We start from the raw sequence: 23,416 nt of genomic DNA, 5'->3' as shown, positions 1-23,416 counted from the left end.
CAACTCTTTTAAATGAAACTTATTCAACGTATTGGCTACTACTTAGGTGGCTTCTCTTTAGGCTTAATAATCTTAGCTTTTTTTTTAAGCGGCAAAAAAACATCTTGTAGCTATGGACCTGATGCTAGGGTTTTAAAAAATATAAATTCAAAGAAAATTATATATAGTCCAGAGGTTAAGCAATCCATTTATGACAAATATACCGACTCCTCTGAAATTTCTACAATCTTAAAAAAAGGCGATATCAACTTCTCCGACAGTAATCCCAGACAAAAACCTTGTGGAATTTATAGTATTGAAGGAGAACATAATGACAGAAACATCCAACTAACCGTTGAAAACTGTGATAGTATAGCCACCATAAAAAGCTTTAAATTAAACTCGTAGTATGATAAAACGATGTTTTGATTTTGTTTTTGCTTTAATTGGGCTTGTTTTACTTTCACCTTTCTTTGTTATTATTATCATTCTTATAAAGTTCGATTCTCCAGGTCCAGTTTTATTTATTCAAAAACGTGTTGGAAAAAACAACATAGACTTCAATATCTATAAATTTAGAACCATGCGTGTCAAATCAGACAATAAAGGTTTATTAACCATAGGTAACCATGATTCTAGAATTACCAAAGCTGGCTATATTTTAAGACGCTATAAAATTGATGAATTCCCACAGCTAATTAATATCATTATAGGTGATATGAGTTTTGTTGGACCAAGACCAGAGTTACGACATTATGTGAATTATTACAATGAAGATATTATGAAAATTTTTCAAGTTAGACCTGGAATCACTGGGCTTGCTTCGTTAAAGTACAGAAATGAAGTGGAATTATTGGAAAATGCAGACGACCCAGAAAAATTTTTCATTGAAACTATAATTCCAGATAAATTAAAATATAATAAAGAATACATTAAAAAGCGTAACTTTTTTTTCGATTTAAAACTTATTGGATTAACCATCATACAGGTTATTACAAAATAAAGTTTCTATAGGCGGAATAATCTCCGATCTCTGTGGAAGTTTAATTCAAAACACCTATATTTCATCAAAGAAAGCTCCAATGAATTCATCTACTGCTAAAATTATTGATGACTTATTATCTGATTCCGGTCTATTTTCATTCATGAAAACGGCTGTTAACAGGAATGAGTATTTCGATTTTTCTAGGGACATTATTTTAATCACTGGAGCTGCTGGAACCATAGGTAGTGAACTCACCAAACAATTGGTTGCAGGGAAATACCAAAAAATTATTTTAGTTGATTTTGCAGAATCACCTTTATACAACTTGATTAAAGATCTTGAATTTGAAAATACAACAGATATCGTTTTCAAACTCTTAGACATAACTGATAAATCGGCTATAGAATCTTTATTTTCTTTGTATAATCCTACCCTTATTTTTCATGCTGCTGCCTACAAACATGTACCGCTAATGGAAGAAAACCCGTATAAAGCGGTTAAAAACAATATTTTAGGCACAAAACTTTTAGCTGATTTATCGATAGCTTATAAAGTGAAAAAATTTGTTTTTGTATCAACAGATAAAGCAGTAAAACCTATAAATATTATGGGGATGTCGAAACGTATCTGCGAAGATTATCTCAATCATTTAAATACAGTTTCAGAAACTACTTTTATCACTACCCGATTTGGAAATATTATGGGATCCAATGGTTCTGTAATTCCCTTATTAAAAACTCAAATTGAATCAGGTAAAAACATCACATTAACAAATACTAAAGTTTCAAGATACTTTATAAGCAAACAAAAAGCTTGTCAGCTTATATTAAAAATTAGTACTCAAATATCACCTTCAGGTAACACGTTTACTTTTAACATGGGAGATCCCATTAAAATAAAAGATATCGTAGAGCGCTTATTATTTAATTACAACAAAGTACATGAAGCTTCTAACATTAAAGTAACCAAGTTACGTGTAGGCGAAAAACTTACGGAAGATTTAGTCACAGATTATGAGCAATTAATCCCCACAGATATACAAGATGTTTATTTAGTTGAAACTGATAATAACAATAGTAGCACATTGAAAATCAACTATAAAAATTTGGAATGACACTATCCCGTAAAGTGTGTAAGTTATAAATCGAGGGTTTAACTTTTTTAAAGTTGAACCCTTTTTTCAAATATAGTTAAAAACTGGTTTAAAATAATACCCCAGTTCCTAATAGGCATCGACCATTTTTTGGTAGCCTCTCTAAGGGCTAAAAAAGTGGATTTCATAACAGCTTCATCTGTTGGGAATGAGAGCTTGTTTTTAGTGTACTTTCTGATTTTTCCATTAAGGTTTTCAATCAGGTTGGTAGTGTAAATGATTTTTCTAATTTCAACAGGAAATTCATAAAAAGCAGTAAGCTCATCCCAATTGTCTCTCCAGCTTTTAATAGCATAAGAGTACTTGTGTTCCCATTTCTGAGCAAAGTCCTCTAGAGCGGCTTTTGCTGCATTTTTGGTGGGTGCATCATAGATATTTTTCATGTCTTTTGTAAATTCCTTCTTGTCTTTCCAAACAACATAGCGACAAGCGTTACGAATCTGATGTACCACGCAAATTTGGGTTTTAGATTCAGGAAAAACGTTTTTAATGGTGTCGGTAAAACCGTTAAGATTATCTGTGGCCGTGATAAGCAAATCTTGAACGCCTCTGGCTTTCATATCGGTTAGTACACTCATCCAAAAGGCTGCCGATTCATTCTTACCCAGCCAAAGTCCTAAGACTTCTTTTTTACCATCTCTACGGAGCCCTACGGCGATGTACATGGTTTTGTTAATGACTTTGGAGTTCTCCCGAACCTTAAATACAATACCATCCATCCAAGTAATTAAATATACGGGCTCCAGGGGTCTGTTTTGCCAAGCAACAATATCATTGGTAACTTTATCTGTGATACGTGATATGGTAGATGTAGATACATCAAAATCGTAGACTTCGCGGATTTGCTCTTCAATATCAGAATTACTCATGCCCTTGGCATAAAGGCTGACAATGACGTTTTCTATGCCGTCAACCATGTTTGTGCGTTTAGGAACCAGCATGGGGTTAAAAGAAGCTTCTCGGTCTCTGGGAACTTTAATATTAGCCTCTCCTAAAGCTGTTTTTATCTTTTTAGACCCATAGCCGTTACGGGTATTGCTATTATTAGATTGCTGATGTTTCTCATAGTCTAAATGAGCGTCAAGTTCCCCTTCTAGCATCTTTTCAATACCTCGCTTTTGGATGGATTTTAGAAAGGAGGTTAGTTCGTCTCCTGTTTTAAACTGTTTTAAAAAATCGTCGTTTAGAAAATCTTCTTTCTTCATAAGTGTGTAAATTTTAAAATTAAACAAAAAAATATCGAGGGTTGCAACCCTCGATATTTAATCTTTACACACTTTGTGAGATACTGCCTTTGGAATCTATAAAACCAAATGATACGCCTGAATACGTTAAATCAATATTACTAAACTTTCTTTAATCATACCTTGGCTTAGTTTAATCGCTTTATATGCACCAAACTAACACCTCATTTTAAAGACAAAAATTAAATCAAAATGTAGGCTTCCCCTTTTTAGGACACCTTAAAATTCGACAAATAATTATTATTTAGGTCAGATTTGATGAAGAATTTAAATTCTTCATCAAATCTGGGCATATATTCCTTAGGGGATTTATTACCTAAAGATTTATGCGGATGATTAAAGTTATAGTCCTCTCTCCAGTTATCACTGATTCTTTGGAGCTGATAGGTGTCATTAAAGTAATAAGCATCCAATATATCTTCTCTAAAGAAGCGATTGAAGCGTTCTATATATCCGTTCTGCATCGGTTTACCAGGTTGTGTGTATTTGATTTCTATAAAATTCCTTTTGCACCAGTTCATAAAGGTCTTAGATATAAATTCTGGACCATTGTCACATCTAATATATTTAGGTGTTCCTATCTCTTCCTTTAAGAGCTCTAGTGTTTCAACAACAGCTCTTGCTGGATACGAAAGCCCTGCATCAATAGCTAGTGCTTCTCGATTACAATCATCTATAACGTTCAACACACGCACTTTTCTGCCATCGGTAAGGGCATCGCTCATAAAATCCATGCTCCAACACTCATTGAGGCTAGAAGGTGTTTCTAAAGGCTGTTTCACACGTTTAACCAAACGCTTTTTGTGTTTACGCCTTAAACTGAGTTTCATCTCTCGATAAACACGCAGCACTTGTTTTCTATTCCATTGTAAGCCTTCGCGACGGATCTTATAATAATATTCATCAAAACCTCTGGTCGGATATGACTCAGCAAGCTCGGTTAATTTATTTATAACCTCGCTATCATCTTTTTTACTATGGTAATACCACATCGATCTGCTAAGGCCTACAACTTTGCAGGCGCGCATGATAGGGATAACATATGCTTTGATAAGATACTTTGCACGAACTCTTTTGTCGGAAGGCTTTAGAACTTTTTTGACAATACGTCCTTTAGCATCTTGTTATCTAGGCTCACATCTGCGTACATCTGTTTAAGCCTGTTGTTCTCGTCTTCGAGCTCCTTAAGCCGTTTAAGCTGCTGCTGTTCCATACCTCCATACTTCTTTCGCCAGTAATAGAACGTACTTTTGTCTATTCCTAATTCTCTCGATAGATCGCCTACCGATCTTCCCTGTTCATTTTCCTTGAGAGCTTTTATGATCTGGCTCTCGCTAAATTTGCTGTGTTTCATTGTAACAGTTTGAATTTAAAGTTAATAAATTCGAATTATTTACTGTCCTATTTTTAGGGAAGCCTACAAAAGAAATTAGCTCTTGATTATAATTTTATACAAAAACTCCTTAATTTCACGGCTTCTAAATTATAACACATAATATGAACTCTATTGAAGCCAATGATAGTCTTATTCATTTTAATGAAACGTGCTATTCATCCTTAAACGAATATTTATCCAAAAAGAATTTTTCTAAAATTTTTATCCTAGTTGATGAAAATACACATCAATACTGTTTACCTATTTTTTTAGAAAAATTACAAACAGAGGTTACTATTGAAATCATTGAGATTGAATCTGGAGAGATTAATAAAAACATAGACACCTGTGTTGGCGTATGGAATACTTTATCTGATTTAGATGCCGATAGAAAAAGTTTAATGATAAATATTGGTGGTGGCGTTATTACCGATTTAGGCGGATTTGTAGCCTGCACTTTTAAACGAGGAATTGCTTATGTGAATATACCTACCACGCTCCTATCTATGGTTGACGCCTCTGTTGGAGGAAAAACGGGTGTAGATTTAGGTGCCTTAAAAAATCAAATTGGTGTTATAAGTAATGCTGATTTGGTATTAATAGACACTAAATACCTCGACACCTTACCTAAAAATGAAATGCGTTCAGGATTAGCAGAAATGCTAAAGCATGGCCTTATTACCGGGGAATCGTATTGGAGTAATTTTGAAGATTTATCGAAACTTTCTTTAAATGATTTAGATCGATTAATTTACGAATCGGTTGAAATTAAAAAGAATGTTGTAGAAATCGACCCATTTGAAAATGGATTAAGAAAAACCTTAAATTACGGACATACACTTGGGCATGCTATTGAATCGTATTTTTTAAGCAACCCTAACAAAACTACTTTATTACATGGCGAAGCTGTTGTGATAGGCATGATATTAGCATGTTACATTTCTACTGAACTCACTAGCTTTCCGAAAGAAAAAACAGAAGCAATTAAATCCCTATTAACGGGGTATTATGGTAAAGTTGATATTGACAAACAAGAATACGCTCCTATTATAGAATTACTGAAGTACGATAAGAAGAACACTCACGGTAATATAAATTTTGTTTTACTAGAAGATATTGGTAAAACTAAAATAGATTGTTTGGTTGAAGAAGAGACAATTATAGATGCATTCAATTTTTACGCCAGTTAAAATTAATTGTCTTCATAACTATTAAATAAAAAAGAGGTTTAAGTTAACATACTTAAACCTCTTTTTTATTTTAAGTTTTTCCAAATTTAAAATTTCACACCTTTTTCTTCTTTCGTTTAAAAAAGCCTTTCTTTTCTGGAGCACCATAGTAGCCATACTTTGCTCCATATCCAAAATTGGATTCTTTTACATCGTTAACCACAAGCATCATGTGATTTAATTTATTTGATTGATGTAATTCTGAAGCAAAGTTTAAAATACGTTTTTCTGTATAACCCGCTCTTGTAACATAGATGGTATGACCTGAGTATTTATGCATCAATAACGTATCTGTCACTAGCATTGACGGAGCGGTATCTACGACTACATAATCGTAGTTTTCAGAAACCGTATCGAATAAAGTTTCAAGCCTTTGATCCATTAGTAATTCCGCTGGATTTGGAGGAATTTGTCCGGATAATAATAAATCTAATTTAATTCCATTGACTTCTCTAGAAGAAATGACATCCTCTATTTGTATACTATAATCAGATAAGTATTCAGATAAACCTGTTTCTTCTCTTTGGTCTGAAGCATCTTTTTTAATTGCTGAAAAAATTTGAGGATTTCTTAAATCGGTTCCAACTAGAAGAACCTTTTTTCCTGTATTTGTTAAAGTTAATGCCGTATTTAAACTTACAAATGATTTTCCTTCTCCATTTATTGTCGAGGTTACGAAAATAACATTTTGGTATTTTGAAGGTTTGTTATCCCGTTTCAAAAACTCAAAATTTGTCCTAATAATTCTAAATGATTCAGATAGAATAGATCTATCATTGTACCTAATTAGTTTGTCTCCCGCATTTTGAATTTTCGGAATCTCACCTAAAACTGTAATATTTCTAATCACATTTTCTAGATCTTCTTTATTATGTATTTTAGTATCTAATAAATTAATAACATAAATAGTTAAGAATGGAATTAATAATCCGAGAAAAAGAGCCCCTATAATTAATATGGTTGTGTTGTCTTTTACTTTTCCTAAGCTATAGGCAGGATCAATTACTTTTGCACTGGGTAATGATGTAGTTTGAGATATTTCTGCTTCCTCACGTTTTTGAAGTAAATATAAATATAACGATTCTTTGATACTTTGTCTACGCTGAATAGATATTAATTTGCTTTCTTGTGCCGGCACATAAGCAATTTTAGAATTAAGACTACTTAGTTGGTTTTGTAAACTATTTATTTGAATGCTTATTGTTTTAATATTATTATTAACACTTTCATAAAGATTCTTTTTTATTGAATTTAAAGTTTGGTCCAACTCTATAACAACAGAATTATTTTCACCTGCACTTTTCATTAAACTTTTTCTTTTCTCCAAAAGTTCGTTATACCGTGTTGCTAAAGCACTTATGGAAACATCTCCCACACCTAAATTAGAAGGGATAATCTCATATGAATTGTTTTTAAGTAACCCCAACATGTAATCTAACATGTTTCTTTGAGTTTTAAGGTCTTGTAGTTGCTGTTCGCTAGTCATACTTGATGTTGACAACATGCCGCCCTTGGAAGATATATTGGTGATTTGGTTATTTACTTTAAATTTAACAATACTATCATCAACACTAACCAAATCTGAAGTTAATGACTCAACTCTATCATTTATAAAATTTGCAGTATTTTGAGCTCGAAGTTTGTTTTTTTCAATAGTGGCTAAATTATAACCTTCTACTAATCCATTAATAATATCAATAGCCTTATCGACATTGGGAGCATCCAAATGAATGTCTAACACTTTAGATCCCTTTCCCGACTGAAAAACAAATAACTCTCTATTCAGTGCTCCACTCACGTAATCAACAGGGGTTATTGCAACTTTTAAATTAGATCCAATTGATCCTCCAATATTTGCTTTAGGTATAACAATTATTTCACCAAAAGGAGTGGAAATAGTTTCACCAAAGGAGTAATTTTGTGGTGTATCGTCTTTTTCAAACTTGAATTCAAATTTAGATTTAGAAACAATACTCAAATAAAATTGACTATATGTATTTTGAATAATTGAATCTGAAGCTAAAAATTTAATTTCTATTGGACTACTTTTATATAATTCGTATTCATTAACTCTTCCTACAGCATAATAAGTAACATATAATTTTAACTTTTTTGCTAAATTTTTTAAAGAATGTCTTGATTTTAAAACCTGTATTTCATCTTCAACCATAGAATTATCATCAGAAGATAAAATAGACAAATCTTGAAGTACAGGATTACCTGCACCGGTATCACTATCTAGTAACATTATTTTAGCTGTAGCAGAATATAAAGGGGTAGTATTTTTAGTATAGAAATAAGCCAAAAACAAAAAGAATATACAGCTTAAAACAAACCATTTCCATTGTTTAATATAAATAGAAATTTCCTTTTTAAAATCGACTTTACTATTATCGTTATTTAAACCTGAATTATGCTGACCTAAGCTCATAATTATTACTTTATTAAAAGTCCTAAAGTTATTACTAAACCTAACAAAGAAGCAAACAAGCCTATTCTTGCATCACCTGAACCGGCACTAATTCCTTTTGTATTAGGCTCAACATAAACAACATCGTTTTGCGTTAAAAAATAGACTGGTGAATTAAATACTTCTTTACTTGTAAGGTCAATTCTTGTATATGTTTTTGATCCATTAAAATCCCTAATAACTAAAATGTTATCTCTTCTCCCTGTAATTGTCAAATCTCCCGCACTTGAAAGCGCTTCTAGGATAGAAACACGTTCCCCTGAAACCTCATAAACCCCAGGTTTATTTACCTGTCCCATTACAGAAACTTTAAAGTTATTAATCCTCATAATCACCACTGGATTTTTAAGTAATTTTCCTTCGGAAAATTTTTTCTTTAAAACTTCCTTTGCTTCTTCAATACTTAATCCAACCAATTTAATTTTTCCTAAAACAGGATAATCAATAGTACCATCTGGACCTATTAAATAATCTACAGCTATAGCACTTCCTTGATTCCCAACTGTAGAGTTTTCAACAAGATTATATGGCATGGCAACTGATAAATCTAACGTAGAAATGTAAATATTTAAAATATCTCCTATTTTTAGTTTCGCGGTGAACGTGTCTGTATCTACAACAGTTTCTGAAGATTTAGCATTTTGGAAATACACAACCTCTTTTTTAGTTGTACAAGATGTAATTATAACTAAAACAGTAATCAAAGGAATGATTAATTTTATTATCGGAATCGATATTTTCATATTATAATAATTTGGGGAGGAGGAATTTTTATAAGTTTCTATAAGTTTTTTCAGAGCCGTCTCTACTAATATTTTTAGCTTTTTTATAATGCTGAACTTGTTTATCAAATTTTTCATAATCAGAATTGTTTGATTTATATTCAGGAATTATGCGTTTCATCTTCATAACAATGTTGTTATTTTGAAAACGATTTATTTTGCACAATTCTTCAATTTCAGATTTAATTTTGATGTATGGTAACTCCCTTGTTTTACTTATCATTATTTTTTTATGATAAGTTGAGAGGGTATTTTCACCATTAGCTAATAACTCCTCATAAAGTTTTTCTCCTGGTCTTAGCCCTGTAATTTTAATATCCACATCTTCTGGATATCTTAATCCTGATAACTTTATCATGTTCTTGGCTAAATCAAATATTTTAACAGATTCACCCATATCAAAAATAAAAATTTCACCACCTTTTCCCATAGTCCCAGCTTCAAGAACAAGTTGAGCGGCTTCAGGAATCGTCATAAAATATCTTGTGATTTCCTGATGAGTTAAGGTTAAAGGACCTCCATTTTCTATTTGTTTTTTAAATAAAGGAATTACAGAACCATTAGAACCTAAAACATTTCCAAATCTAGTTGTAATAAATTTTGTTTTACTTTCCTTTTGAAGGCAACTGATATACATTTCAGCCATTCGCTTTGTAGCCCCCATAACACTAGTAGGATTAACAGCTTTATCTGTAGATACAAAAACAAACTTTTTAACCTGATATTTAGAAGCTGTATCTGCTAATAATTTAGTACCATTAACATTAATTTTTATAGCCTCATAAGGTGTTTGTTCCATAAGTGGCACATGTTTATACGCCGCTGCATGAAAAACCATTGTTGGTCTATGCTTTTGAAATATAGAGTCCAATCTAAGGCTATCTCTAATATCAGCTACTATAGCAACAAAATTATGCTTTCCATCTCTTTTTAATTCTTGTTGAATATCATAAAGTGGAGATTCAGCTTGATCCACTAAAATAAGCTCCTTAACATTAAAATTTGAGAGCTGTTTAACCAATTCACTTCCGATAGAACCTGCTGCACCAGTAACAATTACAGTTTCTCCTTTAAATTCATTTAAAAGATTCGGATTGTTAATTTCAATTGGTGCTCGACCTAATAAATCTTCAATTTGAACTTGTTTAATCTGTTTAGAACTAAGTTCTCCATTTATCCACTGTTCTATTGGAGGTATCTTAGTTATTTTAACATTTGAATCTATTAATTCGTCAACCAATTTAATTAGTTTCACCGAAGTAAGCGACTGAGACGCTACGACAATTTCATCTATTCCATTTAATTCAATATAACTATTGGTAACCTTCTCTCCAATAATAATAGGGATTCCATTTATTTTCTTTCCGTTTTTTTTAGGGTTATCATCTATAAATGAAACAACCTGAACTGTAGAATTTACATTACTCACTAAAGCATTGTAAGTTATTATACCTGAATCTGATGCGCCATAAATTAAAACACGTTTTGAAGTATTTAATTTACAATTAAAATATCTAAAACCAATTTTGAAAACCAGACGGCTTGAAGCTAATAACACAAAACTAAGCAAAGCATGCATTACTATAATTGAAAGAGGAATGGTAAAACTTGGTAATACATTCCACATACTATTCAGGAAAACGAGAGTCACACATATTCCTGACATTAAAACAATTGATTTAAACAAATTTATCACATCTGTAAACCCAGTATGCCTTATGACGCTTTTAAATGATCCAACAAACAGAAAACTACATGATGCTACAACCAGAATAAATGGTAATTGCATGAATAAATGATTTAAGTCAAAATTGAATGTGAAATTAAATCGAATTAAATATGCTAACAAAAAGGTTATTAACACTAGGCTTAAATCAATTCCAAAAACTAACCATTTTGATGCGTATTTCTGAGAAAGATATGAGAGGTAACTCTTAATCATAAGTTTGGATTTTTTATAATTCTATTAATTATTCTATCTAAATCATCTTGCGTTAAATTAGATCCGCTAGGTAAGCATAGCCCTTTATCAAATAAATCTTCAGAAACTCCATTAGTAAAATGGAGATAATCTTTAAATACAGGTTGTAAATGCATAGGCTTCCATAGTGGTCTGGACTCAATATCGTCTTCAAGTAAAGCCAACCTTATTTGTTCTCTTTTAGCGAAAGAATCGGTTTTAATACAAGTAATCCATCTATTTGAATAAACATTATCTCCTTCTTCTTGAAATTTAATTGTATTGAAATTTTCTAAAGCCGATTTATAAAATTCAAAATTTCTTCGTCTTGCCCGAACTCTATCATTCAAAACCTCCATTTGCCCTCTACCTATTCCTGCTAAAACATTACTCATTCTATAATTATATCCAATAGAAGTATGTTCGTAATGTGGCGCCTGATCTCTAGCTTGCGTAGACAGGAAAACAACTTTATCTTTCATTTCCTTACTCTTAACAATCATAGCGCCTCCACCAGAAGTTGTTATAATTTTATTGCCATTGAATGATAAGATTCCAATATCAGAAAGTGTCCCACAAGCTTGGTTGTTATACGTACTCCCTAGAGCTTCAGCACTATCTTCTATAACTGGAATGTCATACTTTTGCGCGATACGATTAATTTCATTTGCCTTATAAGGCATACCATATAAATGAACAGCAATAATCGCTTTAGGCTTTTTATACTTTTCAATCCTATCCTGAATAGCAATTTCCAATAGCTCTGGCGACATATTCCAACTATCACATTCACTATCTATAAAAACAGGAGTTGCTCCTTGATAAATAATTGGATTTGCAGATGCGGAAAAAGTAAAACTTTGACATAAAACTTCATCCCCTTGTGAAACTTGTAATAGCTCCAAAGCTAGATGAATTGAAGCTGTCCCTGAACTTAAAACAGCCACCTCTTTATTATCTCCTAAATATTGTTTTATGTCATTTTCGAAACCATCAACATTTGGTCCTAATGGAGCAATCCAATTAGTATCAAATGCTTCGGCAACAAATTTTTGTTCCGAACCTCCCATATGAGGTGATGATAAGTATATTTTTGTTTTAGTCAACATTAATTTTATTATTCAAAATAATTATCATTTACTTTTTTACACATACGACCTTGTCATAGTAATTTAAACTACGATATTGATACCATAAAAAAACGTGAATGAATTCCCTCGTTCATATAAAACCAAATCGTAAATCATTATTAGCACTACCTATATTAAAGTGATTAAAAAGTTATATAATCTATTCTTGTAACTTTTTATTAGATATTTATAGAGAGTTTAAAATATCATCTTTATACTTTAATACAATCAAACTAATGTGCTATTAATCAATTCAAATTTGTATTATACTTTGTAAATTTACTAATTGTTTCAATGCACAACTCCTACAATTCAGTTAATTCGCCAAAAGCGTTATTATAATCGGTTAACTACAATTTTGTTTTTTTTACAACTGAAAAAAAAGTTTTTTAACGAAAAAACAATCTGATATTTTTAATAATAAAATTTATTATACACTTAAACTATTGATTTAATACAGTTAAAAATCATATTATAATTATCCCTATCTTAAATAGTGAAAGTAATTTTTAAACATTAGGAATCTTCATTAATTAAAGAAAAAATAAACTAGCTGATAAGCGAGGTTTTCCCGATTAAAATCATTTATAAATTAATATGAACACTTTATCGTGAAAAACATCTATTTAGTATAATAATCTCTTTTGGTGTAATATTTTTTTTCATATTTGTTTCCGTTAAACAAAAATCCCCAATTTAAATGCTTCCACAAGACCCCGCCAAAGTAGTTGGAAAAAAAGTTCTAGTAACCGGTGCTGCAGGATTTATAGGCTATCATGTATCAAAAATATTAGTAGCTAAAGGTTTTGAGGTTATTGGTTTAGATAACTTAAATGATTATTACGACGTAAACCTGAAATTGGCAAGATTAAAAGAGTTAGGAATAAATACTTGCAATTCATTTATATCAAATAAATTATATAGTAGCAATGAAAACAATTTTTCTTTTGTGAAAATGAATTTAGAAAATCGAATAGAACTTCCTAATTTATTTGAAAAGAATAAGATTGATATTGTTTGTAATCTTGCAGCTCAAGCAGGAGTTAGATATAGCATTGAAAACCCCGAGTCTTATGTTGACTCAAATGTAGTAGGTTTTCTGAATCTATTAGAATGTTGTAGAAATTTTGAAATAAAGCACCTGGTATATGCAAGTAGTTCGAGCGTTTATGGATTAAATAAAAAAATTCCTTTCTCCACTGAAGATAATGTAGATCAACCAATAAGTATTTACGCTGCAACAAAGAAAAGTAATGAATTAATGGCATATACATATAGCCATTTATATAAACTTCCAACAACAGGGCTTAGATTTTTTACTGTTTATGGTCCATGGGGGCGCCCAGATATGGCTATGTTTTTATTTACAGATGCTATTATGAAAAACAAACCAATTAAGGTTTTTAATCATGGTAATTTAGAACGAGATTTCACTTACATAGATGATATTGCAAAGGGAGTTGTACGCATTATAGAAAAAAAACCAGAAGAGCGAATTAAAAATAATGAATTTTATAAATTATATAATATAGGAAATAATAATTCTGTGAAACTCCTTGACTTCATTAAAGAAATTGAATGTAATTTAGGTATTACTGCAACTAAAAACATGCTACCAATGCAGCCTGGAGACGTAGAGCGAACTTGGGCCAATGTAGATGAGCTAATCAACGATTATGATTATAGACCAAACACTTCTATTAAGGAAGGAGTCAAATCGTTTATAGATTGGTACATAAGTTACTATCAGAAATGATAAAATTATTATTCCTTATTAATCAAAACCTTATAGAAAAGTTTAATTAACAATATGATTGACCAAGAATTAACTAAAATTAAATCAAGTACCGTTTTAGTAACTGGTGGGGCTGGTTTTATCGGTTCAAACTTATGCGAGAACCTTCTCAACAATAATATATCTGTTGTTTGTTTGGATAATTTCTCAACAGGCAAGCTTAAAAATATACAACCATTTCTAAACAACTCTAAATTCACCCTTATTGAAGGTGATATAAGAAACCTTGAAGATTGCCACAAAGCCTGTGAAAATGTCGATTATGTACTTCATGAAGCTGCTTTAGGCTCGGTTCCAAGGTCAATTAACGACCCTATTACAACAAACGATGTTAATGTTTCTGGGTTTTTAAATATGCTTGTAGCGGCTAGAGATGCTAAAGTTAAACGTTTTGTATATGCGGCAAGCTCTTCTACCTATGGAGACCATGAAGCACTACCTAAAGTAGAAGATGTTATTGGAAAACCATTATCCCCCTACGCTATTACCAAATATGTAAATGAATTGTATGCAGATATATTTCAAAAAACTTATGGATTAGATACCATAGGCTTGCGTTATTTTAATGTCTTTGGTAAACGACAAGATCCAGACGGAGCTTATGCCGCAGTAATCCCATTATTCGTTAAACAATTCCTTAATCATGAATCCCCTATAATCAATGGTGATGGTAGTTATTCAAGAGATTTTACATATATAGACAATGTAATTCAAATGAATATTCTAGCTATAACAACAACTAACGAAGCTGCATTAAATACAGTATACAATGTTGCATATGGTGACCGAACTACGCTTTTAGAATTAGCAACTTTGTTAAAAAAGCATTTAGTAAGCTTAGATGAATCAATTGCAAACATTGAAATAAAACATCGTGAAAATCGAGCAGGAGATATCCCCCACTCTTTAGCGTCCATTGGAAAAGCGAAAAAACTATTAAAATATAACCCTCAATTTAATATTAGTGACGGTATAAAAGAAGCCGTAAATTGGTATTCAAAAAACCTATAATTTCGTGAAAATAAATAAAATATGTTGTATTGGTGCCGGATATGTTGGAGGTCCGACCATGGCTATTATCGCTAAAAAAAACCCAAACATTCAAGTCACTATTGTAGATATTAATGAAGCGCGTATTGCCGCTTGGAATAATAGTGATGTTTCTAAACTCCCTATATACGAACCTGGTTTAGCTGAAATAGTTAAAGAAACACGAGGAAAAAATCTGTTTTTCTCTACCGAAATCGATAAAGCTATTGATGAATCTGAAATGATTTTTATATCAGTAAACACGCCTACCAAAACCTATGGTATAGGAAAAGGTATGGCAGCAGATTTGAAGTATGTAGAACTTTGTGCGAGAAATATCGCTAAAGTTGCTAAATCTGATAAAATAGTTGTTGAAAAATCAACCCTACCAGTAAGAACTGCCCAAGCCATTAAAAGCATTTTGAAAAATATTGGTAGCGATGTGAATTTTAATATTTTATCCAACCCAGAGTTCTTAGCTGAAGGAACAGCGGTTCAAGATTTGTTAACTCCAGACCGTGTACTTATTGGAGGTGAATCAGACGAAGCGATTGATTGTTTAGCTAACATATACGGTAGTTGGGTTTCAGAAGATAAGATATTGAGGACCAACGTTTGGTCTTCAGAATTATCAAAACTTACTGCCAACGCTTTTTTAGCGCAACGCGTATCTTCAATTAATGCGATTTCTGAATTATGTGAACACACAGAAGCTGATGTTAATGAAGTGGCAAAAGCTATTGGGATGGATTCTAGAATTGGATCTAAATTTTTACAAGCTTCTGTTGGATTTGGAGGTTCATGTTTTCAAAAAGACATATTAAACCTAGTTTACATAGCAAGAACTTATGGTTTAAATGAAGTAGCCGATTATTGGGAACAAGTAATTATTTTGAACGATCACCAAAAAAGGCGATTCTCAGATCGTTTAATAAAAACATTATATAATACCGTATCGGGAAAAAAAATAGCCATGCTAGGTTGGGCATTTAAAAAAGACACAAATGATACTAGAGAATCTGCCGCAATTTATGTTGCAGATCATTTATTAAATGAACAAGCTGAAGTTGTAGTTTACGATCCAAAAGTTTCTAAAGAAAAAATTCAATTGGATTTAAACTATTTAAACACGCGGACTCAAGAAGAAAATGAACAACTTTTAAAATCATCCGATTCTCCTTACCAAGCATTAAAAGACTCACATGCAGTAGCTATCATGACAGAGTGGGATGAATTTAAAACACTTGATTGGAATAAAATTTACAATGACATGAAAAAACCAGCATTCATTTTTGATGGACGAAACATCTTAAATAAAGCTGACATGAACAAAATTGGTTTTGAATATTACGCAATAGGTAAATAAAAATGAATAAAGATAAAATTGCAGTTATTGGATTAGGATATGTTGGCTTACCGCTAGCTAGATTATTTGCAACAAAATATGATGTTGTTGGTTTCGATATCAACCAAAAGCGAATTAATGAATTATCGGAAGGTAATGACGTTACTTTGGAAGTTGATTCGAATACTTTAAAAGCCGTTTTAAAAACGGATATAAACAATGATAACGGACTTTATTTTTCTGCGAATTTAGAAGACCTAAAATCTTGTAATTACTATATCGTTACGGTTCCCACGCCTATTGATAAAAATAACCGACCAGATTTAACCCCTTTGTACAAGTCTAGCGAGACGGTTGCGAAAGTTTTAAAAAAAGGAGATATTGTTATTTATGAATCTACGGTTTATCCAGGTGTAACTGAAGATGAATGTGTTCCCGTGCTTGAAAAAATTAGCGGCTTAAAATTTAATCAAGATTTTTATGCAGGTTATTCTCCAGAACGTATTAATCCAGGAGATAAATTACACACCGTAGATAAAATATTAAAGGTTACTGCAGGTTCTACACCGGATATAGGTAAAAAAGTAGATGCATTATACGCTAGTGTTATTACTGCTGGTACCCACCTTGCTCCTACTATTAAAGTTGCTGAAGCTGCAAAAGTTATTGAAAACTCTCAGCGAGACATAAATATTGCCTTTGTAAACGAATTGGCTAAAATATTCAATTTAATGAATATTGACACACATGCTGTTCTACAAGCTGCTGGAACAAAATGGAATTTTTTACCATTTAAACCAGGGTTAGTAGGCGGACACTGTATTGGTGTAGATCCTTATTATTTAGCACAAAAAGCACAAGAAGTTGGATACCATCCTGAAATCATTTTAGCTGGACGCCGATTAAATGATAGTATGGGCCAATATGTTGCTTCTGAAATCATTAAACTTATGGTTCAAAATGATATTCGTATTAAAGGCGCTAAAATTTTAAACCTAGGAATTACATTTAAGGAAAACTGTCCGGATGTAAGAAACACGAAAGCCGTAGATGTTATTAATCAATTAAAAAGTTATGGAACCAATATAACTATTTATGATCCATGGGCAAATCCAGATGAAGTTAAGCACGAATATAAATTAGAAACAATACAGCAATTACCAGACAACAAATTCGATGTTATTGTTTTAACCGTTGCTCATAAAGAGTATTTAAATGTTGATTGGAAATCTTTATTGAATCCAAATGGAGTTTTATATGATGTAAAAGGCATCCTTAAAGACGGTGTAAATGGTAGGTTATAAAATGTAAATTTTGACTATAGATAATTCAAATAAAATTCACTTTTAAAAGAATAATTTAATTTAGAAAAATTGATATGGATATACATGTGGCATTGTCAAGCGATGAAAATTATGTACCCTTTTTAGCTACTGCAATTATTTCTATTATAGAAAATAATGGAGAAGAATCAAAGCTTACATTTCATATTATTTCTGTTGGAATTTCGCTTGATAGCCAGAATAAACTACAAAACATGATTGAATCCAATGCTGCAAATTGCAATTTTTATGATTTTGAAAAATCAAGAGAATTAGTTGGAGATTTTATTTTTGAAGTTGATAAAATTAACAAATATGCAAGGCTTTATCTTTCAAAATTATTACCAGAAACCATAGAAAAAGTAATTTATTTAGATTGTGATGTTTTAGTTTTAGGTTCTTTTAACGCATTATGGGACATTAATATTGACAACTACTCTTTTGCTGGAGTACCTGATGTAATAACGGCTAACCATAAATCGTCAATAGGTATTCCTTTAGATAAAAAATATTATAATTCTGGAATGCTAATTATGAATCTAAAGAAATTTAGAGAAGAAAAAAGTATTGTTAGGGTTGAGGAATATATGAAAACTTACCTCAATCGGAAGGTAAAATATAGTAATGACCAAGCAGTTATAAATGCATTGTTTCATGATGATTTTTATACTTTACCTCCAAAATACAACTGCATTACACCATTTTATTTAATGACAAAACCACAAATTGAAAAGTTATTTGGCATGAAAATTTTTTATAGTAATGATGAATTGCAAGAAGCTATAAATAATCCTATTCTTGTTCATTTGACCCCTTCATTTATTAAACGCCCATGGGTAAAAGGCTCTGAACACCCCTTAACTGAGAAGTATTTAATGTACCTCAAAAAAACCCCTTGGAATAACTTTAAGCTTCAAGAAGACAAACGAAAACGGAATCTGAAAATCGCAGCTTTTTTATTTAAAATATTACCATTCAATGTTTTTTATTCACTGTTAAAATGATATTATGAATAATCTAAAAGACAAAATATATAAGTGTGCCCCCAATAATCTCCAAAACTTAATTGTTACATTTTATAACATACTTTCATATCAAAAACGATATTCAAAAAATTATTATCAATTTTTAGAACATTATAAAATGAATGATAATCTGTCATTAAATGATTTACTAGGTATCCAAAAGGAAAAATACAGTCAATTTATCAAACATACTTTATCTAATTCAGATTTTTACAAATCTAGATACAGCAATATTTTAAACCCCACCAAAATTGAAAATATTGCAGATTTACCCATTGTAAATAAAGAAATATTGAGAATTAATATTGAAAAAGTAAACACTATAAATAGAGATAATGGACATTCTTCAAAAACAGGAGGAACAACAGGAAAATCATTTGAAGTATTATACACGTCAACTGATATTCAAGAACGATTTGCTATACTAGATAACTTTAGAAGTAAATTTGGATATAAATTAGGTAAAAAAACCGCATGGTTTAGTGGAAAAAATTTGCTTTCAAAAGGAGATATAAAAAAAAACAGATTTTGGAAAACTGACTATTTTCATAAGGTGCGTTACTATTCAACTTTTCATATTCACGAAAAATATTTAAAACACTATATACAAAACCTAATAAAATTTAAACCTGAATTTATGGTTGGCTTTCCATCAACAATGTACGAAATTGCCAAGTATGGTAAAATTAATCAAATTGAGTTTCCGTCCGATACCATAAAAGCAATATTTCCTACTGCGGAAACTATAACACCAGAAATTCGAAATGTATTAGAAGGATATTTTAAAACAAAACTTTATAATCAATACGCCTCCTCGGAAGGGGCTCCATTTATCCTAGAATGTATAAATAAAAATCTACATTTAGAATTGCAAAGCGGTGTATTTGAAGTCTTAGATAAAGATAATTTACCAACAGTTAAAGGTAGATTAGTAGTAACTTCTTTTAATACTCATGGAACACCGTTAATCAGATATGAGATTGGAGATGAAATAGAACTAAGTAATAAAACTTGTACGTGTGGAAACAACAACCCACTAGTAAAACAAATTATTGGTCGTAGCTCAGATTTTATATTTTCAGAAGAAACTGGAAAAATTAATTTAGGAAATATCTCTAATTGTCTAAAAGGAGTAAATGGTATTGTAAAATTTCAAATTCAGCAAAATTCTTTGGAAGAACTTATAATACTTATCGTTGCAGACCAATCAAAATACTCGAATTCGAATGAACAATTATTTTTACAGAACCTAAGAGATCGAATGGGCTATAAAATGAAACTCATATTAAAATATGTTGATGACATATCAGTAGAAAAAAGTGGTAAGTTTAGATTGATAAAAAATTCTTTAAACATTAATAGCAATCTATGGTAACCAATATTTTTTCCAATATAAATTGGGGGCACAATGTTAGAATAATAAAAAGCTGTACATGAAAAGGATTTTACATATTGTTGGAGGAATGGATCGAGCTGGTGCCGAGACCATGTTGATGAATTTGTATAGAAAATTAGACAAATCAAAGTATCAATTTGATTTTGTTTACTTTAAAGATTCTAAATGTGATTATGATGATGAAATAATAAGCTTGGGTGGTCGAATATTTAGAATTAATACTTCTAATCCGATTTCGCGAACAATAAAACTTTCAAAGCTGATAACAAAAGAAAAACCGTTTCACGCAGTACACTGTCATATGCTATTTAGCAATGGTTTTCATGTTTTAGCGGCTTATTTTTCTAAAATAAACATGAGAATATCACATTCACACAATACAAGTGATGTGAATAGTAAAACATTATACGGTAAGTTTTATCAGAATATTTCGAGAAATTTAATGAGAAAATTTTCAACACATTTTGTAGCATGTGGAGAGGCTGCAGGAAATTTTTTATTTCCAAAAAACCACAATATTGAACATTTACTAAATGCCATTGATATAGAAAAATTTTCTAATAATAGAATTATAAATCGACAATTCTTAAAAGAAGAATTGCATCTTAATGATGACACTATTGTACTTACCCAAATAGGAAGAATTTCACCGGTAAAAAATCATAGTTTCACCATAAATTTCATAGAATATCTAACTAAAAAAGGGTATGATTTTGTAATTGCTATTGTTGGTGCAGGCCCTCTAGAAAATGAATTAATGGAATTGGTAAAAGAAAAAAAACTTAATAATTATGTTAAATTTTTAGGGATTCGTTCCGATATTCCAAACATTTTAGCAGGTACAGATGCCATGATTATGCCTTCATTTCATGAAGGGTTTCCTGTAGTATTAGTAGAGACTCAAGCTACAGGTGTACCTTCATTAATTTCAACCAATATCTCACCAGAAGTTGACATGGGGTTAAATTTAGTCAGTTTTGCGGGACTTGATGATGACTTCTCTACCTGGGAAACAAAATTGGTTGAATTATTAAAACAGAAAAAAGTAAATTCTGATAAAAGGTTAGAAATACTAACTAACAAAGGATTTAATATAAACCAGAGTGTAAAGAAACTTGAACGTATTTATGGATAATCTTACGCCCCCCCTAGTAACAGTTGGTATTCCTTTTTTTAATGCGGAAAAATATTTATTTAATTCTGTTAAATCAACTTTAAACCAAACATACACTAATCTTGAAATTTTATTAATAGATGATGGCAGTACTGATGGATCATTAAAAATTGTAAAAAAATTTGAACAAAATGATAAACGAGTAACCGTAATTAGTGATGGAGAAAATTTTGGACTTCCTAAACGATTAAATCAACTTTCCGATCTTGCAAAAGGAAGGTTTTATGCAAGAATGGATGCTGATGATATTATGTTTCCAGATAGAATAAAAACACAGGTTGAGTATTTATTGAATAATCCTGAAGTAGACTTACTAGGTACTGGCTTAATTGCTATTGACAACAATAATGAAATCATTGGATTGAGAAAAGGGACTGCTTTAAACAAAATCACCTTTAAAGTAGCTCTACAGGGGCCTTGGGCTGCACACCCTACAATTACTGGTAAATCAAATTGGTTTAAGAAAAATAAGTACAATGAAAATTTAAAAAGAGCTCAGGATTTTGAATTATGGGTTAGAACCGTAGAAGAGAGTAACTTTACAAGTATAAAGGAACCTTTATTGTTTTATAGAGAAGCTAGTACGTCATCAATGATTAAACGATTAAAATCAAGTCGCTATTCTATTATAACTTATTGGAAATATCTTAATAAAACAGGCCTAATCTATACATTAAAACGTACTACCTTTAGTTTAATAAAAGTGTTCATGTATTTTTGTTTTTTTTTATTTGGATTTACATCTGTTTTAATAACCAAAAGATCTTTCAAGTTATCTAATAGAGATAAGATATGGTATAAAAAAATATTAATTGACACTCAACAATAAGCAATATTCTGATTAATCCTATGGAAGTATTTGGAGATTATACGGAAGATGATTTTATATTTATATATAGGATTGTACTAGTGTTTTACATCTTATTTGGGACTTTAGTCTTAAAACTATTAATATCTGAAAAAGAGAAGTTTATCAAGAATGATAAAAGAATATTAATAACTTTCGTAGTTTTTTTAATTATATTTATTGGCACTCGTAAATACGATATTGGCACTGACACCAGTAATTATTTTAATTTTTATTTTATCAAAATAACAACACAAGCCCGGAGTTACTTTGAAATCTTCACTATTTTAAAATCAGATTTCTTATTTGAAGTTATAGCTTCTTTTTCTTTTTGGCATCGCAATTTCACTATATTTTTATTATTGGTAGCCGCTGTAATGAATATTTCATTATATATTTTTATTCGCAAATTTACAGATTACGGAAAAGAAGGAAGTAGTTTAATTTTGTTTTTAACTTTAGCAAGTAGCTTTTCTTTTTTATCCATGGAAATAAATATTATAAGAAATGGACTTTCTATGTGTTTTATTTTATTAGCACTTTATTCTATTTTAGAACGAGAGACCATGAAATTCATATTTTATTTTGTAGTTGCATACCTTCTCCACAGAACTGCCATTATTCCAATTGTACTCTTTTTAATAATCAACTATTTTGATAGGATTGAAGTTAAATATTATATAGCCTTTTATGCATTAGCAATATTGTTATCTTTAGTTGGATTTGGTTTCCACGCTATCCCATATTTATCAACCTTAGGAAATGAAGACTTACAAAATTTAAGTTATGTTGGAGATACAACATATAAAATTGGATTTCGGTTTGATTTTGTCTTATATAATACATTCTTTCTTGTCCTCTTTCTAAAATTTACGAACTGGAATTACAGAGACTCATTTTTGATTAAATATTATATTTTGAGTTCATCGGTTTTCTTTTTTAATTTTTATATCCCTTTTTCCGATCGGTTTGGTATTTACAGTTGGATTGTTATACCGTTACTATTATTTAATACTATTAATGAAACATTTCCAACTAAAAAAATCTATATTTCAACACTAGTTTTGATAGGATTTTTTATTCTAAATAATATTATACTTTTCCCTTGACATTTATCAAAAATAGAAAATTTAACTCCATTGTTATATAAATTAGGATTTTATAAAATATTTTATA

20 protein-coding genes are annotated in these 23,416 nt (G+C 30.7%); 13 read left to right on the top strand and 7 right to left on the bottom strand.

Going from position 1 to position 23,416, the window contains the following annotated elements; translation table 11 throughout:
- The first annotated feature begins 12 nt into the window (after positions 1 to 12).
- The 3 genes from JJL45_RS10720 (at position 13) to JJL45_RS10710 (ending at position 2,078) form a co-directional block, all read left to right on the top strand.
- Complete coding sequence (locus JJL45_RS10720; protein WP_068604582.1) at positions 13 to 387, top strand: DUF4258 domain-containing protein; 375 nt, start codon at positions 13 to 15, stop codon at positions 385 to 387.
- Between the two features lies 1 nt (position 388).
- The gene (locus tag JJL45_RS10715) at positions 389 to 982 is read left to right on the top strand and encodes a sugar transferase (RefSeq protein ID WP_082935983.1); all 594 of its coding nucleotides are present in this window, start codon (positions 389 to 391) and stop codon (positions 980 to 982) included.
- A gap of 79 nt (positions 983 to 1,061) precedes the next feature.
- Positions 1,062 to 2,078: an SDR family NAD(P)-dependent oxidoreductase gene (locus tag JJL45_RS10710; protein ID WP_068604580.1), complete on the top strand. Its 1,017-nt coding sequence runs from the start codon at positions 1,062 to 1,064 to the stop codon at positions 2,076 to 2,078.
- 47 nt (positions 2,079 to 2,125) lie between these two features.
- Here the strand turns inward: JJL45_RS10710 and JJL45_RS10705 are convergent, their stop codons facing one another.
- The 3 genes from JJL45_RS10705 to JJL45_RS10695 all read right to left on the bottom strand — a co-directional run bounded on the left by JJL45_RS10705 (position 2,126) and on the right by JJL45_RS10695 (position 4,715).
- Positions 2,126 to 3,322, bottom strand: coding sequence for an IS256 family transposase (locus JJL45_RS10705; RefSeq protein ID WP_068604578.1), 1,197 nt, complete (start codon positions 3,320 to 3,322; stop codon positions 2,126 to 2,128).
- Positions 3,323 to 3,570: 248 nt separating this feature from the next.
- Complete coding sequence (locus JJL45_RS10700) at positions 3,571 to 4,413, bottom strand: IS3 family transposase (protein WP_242521431.1); 843 nt, start codon at positions 4,411 to 4,413, stop codon at positions 3,571 to 3,573.
- A gap of 35 nt (positions 4,414 to 4,448) precedes the next feature.
- Positions 4,449 to 4,715: a transposase gene (locus JJL45_RS10695; RefSeq protein ID WP_068602456.1), complete on the bottom strand. Its 267-nt coding sequence runs from the start codon at positions 4,713 to 4,715 to the stop codon at positions 4,449 to 4,451.
- 143 nt (positions 4,716 to 4,858) lie between these two features.
- Between JJL45_RS10695 and aroB the strand changes: the two genes are divergently transcribed.
- Positions 4,859 to 5,926, top strand: coding sequence for a 3-dehydroquinate synthase (aroB, locus tag JJL45_RS10690; protein WP_068603979.1), 1,068 nt, complete (start codon positions 4,859 to 4,861; stop codon positions 5,924 to 5,926).
- 94 nt (positions 5,927 to 6,020) lie between these two features.
- Here the strand turns inward: aroB and JJL45_RS10685 are convergent, their stop codons facing one another.
- The 4 genes from JJL45_RS10685 to JJL45_RS10670 form a co-directional block, all read right to left on the bottom strand.
- Positions 6,021 to 8,396 carry a GumC family protein gene (locus tag JJL45_RS10685; protein ID WP_068603981.1) on the bottom strand — a complete coding sequence of 792 codons (2,376 nt, stop codon included), beginning with the start codon at positions 8,394 to 8,396 and terminating at the stop codon, positions 6,021 to 6,023.
- A 5-nt stretch (positions 8,397 to 8,401) separates the two neighbouring features.
- On the bottom strand, positions 8,402 to 9,178 hold the full coding sequence (locus JJL45_RS10680; protein ID WP_068603982.1) for a polysaccharide biosynthesis/export family protein: 777 nt from the start codon (positions 9,176 to 9,178) through the stop codon (positions 8,402 to 8,404).
- Positions 9,179 to 9,206: 28 nt separating this feature from the next.
- Entirely contained in the window at positions 9,207 to 11,006 is a 1,800-nt protein-coding gene (locus tag JJL45_RS10675; RefSeq protein WP_317191933.1) for a nucleoside-diphosphate sugar epimerase/dehydratase, read from the bottom strand.
- Between the two features lie 149 nt (positions 11,007 to 11,155).
- Positions 11,156 to 12,286, bottom strand: a complete 1,131-nt coding sequence (locus tag JJL45_RS10670) for a DegT/DnrJ/EryC1/StrS family aminotransferase (RefSeq protein ID WP_082935965.1) — start codon at positions 12,284 to 12,286, stop codon at positions 11,156 to 11,158.
- A gap of 721 nt (positions 12,287 to 13,007) precedes the next feature.
- Between JJL45_RS10670 and JJL45_RS10665 the strand changes: the two genes are divergently transcribed.
- From JJL45_RS10665 to JJL45_RS10625, 9 genes are all read left to right on the top strand, one after another.
- Entirely contained in the window at positions 13,008 to 14,063 is a 1,056-nt protein-coding gene (locus tag JJL45_RS10665) for an NAD-dependent epimerase (protein WP_068603989.1), read from the top strand.
- 54 nt (positions 14,064 to 14,117) lie between these two features.
- The gene (locus JJL45_RS10660; RefSeq protein WP_068603991.1) at positions 14,118 to 15,113 is read left to right on the top strand and encodes an SDR family oxidoreductase; all 996 of its coding nucleotides are present in this window, start codon (positions 14,118 to 14,120) and stop codon (positions 15,111 to 15,113) included.
- A 4-nt stretch (positions 15,114 to 15,117) separates the two neighbouring features.
- Entirely contained in the window at positions 15,118 to 16,497 is a 1,380-nt protein-coding gene (locus tag JJL45_RS10655; RefSeq protein ID WP_068603993.1) for a nucleotide sugar dehydrogenase, read from the top strand.
- Positions 16,498 to 16,499: 2 nt separating this feature from the next.
- Positions 16,500 to 17,780, top strand: coding sequence for a nucleotide sugar dehydrogenase (locus JJL45_RS10650; RefSeq protein ID WP_068603995.1), 1,281 nt, complete (start codon positions 16,500 to 16,502; stop codon positions 17,778 to 17,780).
- A gap of 74 nt (positions 17,781 to 17,854) precedes the next feature.
- Positions 17,855 to 18,802: a glycosyltransferase family 8 protein gene (locus JJL45_RS10645; RefSeq protein ID WP_068603997.1), complete on the top strand. Its 948-nt coding sequence runs from the start codon at positions 17,855 to 17,857 to the stop codon at positions 18,800 to 18,802.
- 4 nt (positions 18,803 to 18,806) lie between these two features.
- Positions 18,807 to 20,198 carry a phenylacetate--CoA ligase family protein gene (locus tag JJL45_RS10640; protein WP_068603999.1) on the top strand — a complete coding sequence of 464 codons (1,392 nt, stop codon included), beginning with the start codon at positions 18,807 to 18,809 and terminating at the stop codon, positions 20,196 to 20,198.
- Between the two features lie 58 nt (positions 20,199 to 20,256).
- Positions 20,257 to 21,354 (top strand): glycosyltransferase family 1 protein, encoded by a 1,098-nt coding sequence (locus tag JJL45_RS10635; protein ID WP_068604002.1) that lies wholly within the window; start codon positions 20,257 to 20,259, stop codon positions 21,352 to 21,354.
- A complete protein-coding gene (locus tag JJL45_RS10630; protein ID WP_068604003.1) occupies positions 21,347 to 22,222 on the top strand; it encodes a glycosyltransferase family 2 protein in 876 nt (291 codons plus the stop codon). Before JJL45_RS10635 ends, JJL45_RS10630 begins: the two co-directional genes overlap by 8 nt.
- Positions 22,223 to 22,242: 20 nt before the next feature.
- Positions 22,243 to 23,349, top strand: coding sequence for an EpsG family protein (locus tag JJL45_RS10625; RefSeq protein ID WP_068604006.1), 1,107 nt, complete (start codon positions 22,243 to 22,245; stop codon positions 23,347 to 23,349).
- Positions 23,350 to 23,416: the final 67 nt, after the last annotated feature.

Source organism: Tamlana sp. s12 (genome assembly GCF_016767215.1).
GTDB classification, from domain to species: Bacteria; Bacteroidota; Bacteroidia; order Flavobacteriales; family Flavobacteriaceae; genus Pseudotamlana; species Pseudotamlana agarivorans.
This window is presented reverse-complemented; position numbering and strand designations above follow the sequence as displayed.